The sequence below is a fragment of the Gilliamella sp. Fer4-1 genome (assembly GCF_001690515.1).
GTDB lineage: Bacteria > Pseudomonadota > Gammaproteobacteria > Enterobacterales > Orbaceae > Gilliamella > Gilliamella apicola_C.
The window spans coordinates 1-2,539 of record NZ_LZGZ01000320.1 but is presented as its reverse complement, the minus strand read 5'-3'; the positions used below and the strand labels follow the sequence as shown (position 1 = coordinate 2,539).

Sequence of the window (2,539 nt, the reverse complement as noted above, 5' to 3'; positions counted from 1 at the left end):
AGATTACTGAAAAGTGATTTCTATTTCTTCATTTTCATATCCACAACCATACGTCCACGAATTTTACCTGCTTTCATTTCGTTGATCATGTCATTGATATCTTCTAATGGTCTTTTTTCAACCATTGGTATTACTTTACCCTCAGCACTGAAACGAAATGCCTCGGCTAAATCTTCACGAGTACCAACCAGTGAACCTAAAACTTGAATACCATCAAGCACTGTTTTCGGAATACTCAAGTCCATAGTTTCTGAAGGCAAACCTAAGGCAACAACACGTCCTAAAGGGCGTACTGAATGAATAGCCTGATTGAAAGCTGTTTTCGTCACTGAGGTCACAACAGCACCATGTACACCGCCTTCAGTGTGCGCTTTGATATAAGCACCTACATCATCCACTTTTTTAGGATTAACGACTAAATCTGCCCCCAACTTTTTACACAATTCTAATTGACTATCGCTATTACTAATTGCAACCACTTTATTGTTAAACACTTTTTTACCATACTCAATAGCCAGTGTTCCTAAACCTCCAATACCAAATACAGCAAGCCATTGCCCCGGTTTGGTATCGGCAACTTTAATGCCTTTGTAGGTTGTAACGCCGGCGCAAGTGATACTTGTTGCCTGTGCGGGATCTAATCCTTCAGGTACTTTAACCGCATAATCTGCTTTAACAATACACTGCTCTGCCATACCGCCATCAACACTGTATCCAGAATTTAACGCATTACGACAAAATGTTTCATGACCAGAAATACAATATTCACAAGTACCACATCCAGCATGAAACCAAGCAATACTAACTCTATCACCAATTTTAAGGCTCTTTACATCAGGAGCAATTTTAGTCACTATTCCCACACCTTCATGACCAATAACTCGGCCTGGCTTTTTGCCAAAATCACCCGATGCTACATGGATATCAGTATGACAAAGACCACAATATTCAACGTCAACTAATGCTTCTCCCGCTTCTAATGGGCGAACTGGAATATCTTTAATTTCAACTTGACCATCGCATTCTTGCTTAATCACTGCTGCCTTCATTTTTTTCTCCTAAATAAATTTTAAAGTTAAAACATAATTGCTTTTTATTCTAAACGAATTATTTTTGAAAAATATGAGTGGTTTCACAATTCTATTAAATAATATTCATTGTTTAATAATTTATACTATGAACATAGCCTTTCATTGAAATTTGAAAAAAATAAATTTGTGGTGTTGTTATAAAAAGGGGTTGTTATAAACATATGCAGCATACTGATATAGGCTGAAAATAAGTCAACTATTTTTTAAAGGCGATAATTACTAAAGTGGTAACTTAAGTTCAATCATAATGCCATTAGATAACAATGGTATTGGTTTAAATTGAGGATATCGCTGTAACTAGCACAAATGATTAATAAACAACCAAAAAAAAGCAATATAATAAAGAAACTAACTAAATGGAGGCTATAAAATGGCTAGAAAATGTATTTCTCGTGGTAAATTCACACGTATGCAACAACTATCAAACCAAGATGGCGTGATTGCTGCATTAGCGATTGATCAACGTGGTTCAATGGTTAAGATGATGGAATCTGCGGTTGGTAAAGATCGTTATCATATTGATATGGTGTATGAATTTAAGGAGCTTGTTTCTCAAGAATTAACTAAATATGTTAGCGCAATTTTGTTAGATGAAGAATATGGTTTTAAAGGTATGGCGGCAAAAAATAGCAATGCTGGATTAATCATGTCATACGAAAAGACGGGCTATGACGCCAATACGCCAGGACGATTGCCCGATATTTTGCCAGAAGATTCATTACAACGTTTAATAAAAAAAGGCGCGGATGCCGCAAAAGTATTGGTTTATTATAATCCTGATGATCCTCAAGATATTTTAGATAAAAAGCACGCTTTTTTAGAACGTTTAGGTAATGAGGCAAGAGCTGCCGATATTCCCGTTTTTGTTGAACCTATAGTATATGATAACGCGATAACTGACGATAAAAGCCCAGAATTTGCAAAAATCAAACCACAAAAAGTCATTAATACCATTAAAGAATTTACTAAAGAGCAATATTACATTGATATTTTAAAAGTCGAAGTTCCTGTACTTTTTAAAAATGTCGAAGGCTTTAACGACAACAACGTCGTTGTCTACACGCAAAAACAAGCTGCTGACTACTTTAAACAAGCCAGCGATGCCGCAACGCGTCCTTTCATTTATTTAAGTGCGGGCGTGCCAACAAAAACCTTCCACCAAGAACTCATTTTTGCTGGTGAAAATGGCGCTAAATATAGTGGCATCCTTGGTGGACGAGCTACATGGTTTGAAGGCGTTGCCGCCTATGCAAATGGTGGAAAAGAGGGATTAAAACGTTGGTTAGATCAAACTGGCCGCGAAAATGTTGAGCATCTTAACAAAATATTAAAACAATATGCTACTCCTTGGTATGATATCTATGGTGGTAAAGATAATATTGAAGTGATTGATGTTAAATTAGGTAATTAACATAATCATTTAAAATAATTAATTGCAATAAGTTATT

The 2,539-nt window shown here is 35.9% G+C and carries 2 protein-coding genes; one reads left to right on the top strand and one right to left on the bottom strand.

The annotated features are described in order from the left end of the window. Positions 1-20 precede the first annotated feature (20 nt). Positions 21-1,049 (bottom strand): alcohol dehydrogenase AdhP, encoded by a 1,029-nt coding sequence (gene adhP / locus A9G30_RS10700; RefSeq protein WP_065581714.1) that lies wholly within the window; start codon positions 1,047-1,049, stop codon positions 21-23. A 412-nt stretch (positions 1,050-1,461) separates the two neighbouring features. On the opposite strand from adhP, the gene A9G30_RS10695 reads away from it, so the two are divergent. Then, positions 1,462-2,502 (top strand): tagatose 1,6-diphosphate aldolase, encoded by a 1,041-nt coding sequence (locus A9G30_RS10695; protein ID WP_065588952.1) that lies wholly within the window; start codon positions 1,462-1,464, stop codon positions 2,500-2,502. The last annotated feature ends 37 nt before the right edge of the window (positions 2,503-2,539 follow it).

Coding starts and splice junctions, on each gene's coding strand:
- adhP (WP_065581714.1), bottom strand. CDS start 1,049: ATGAAGGCAGCAGTGATTAAGCAAGAATGCGATGGTCAAGTTGAAATT.
- A9G30_RS10695 (WP_065588952.1), top strand. CDS start 1,462: ATGGCTAGAAAATGTATTTCTCGTGGTAAATTCACACGTATGCAACAA.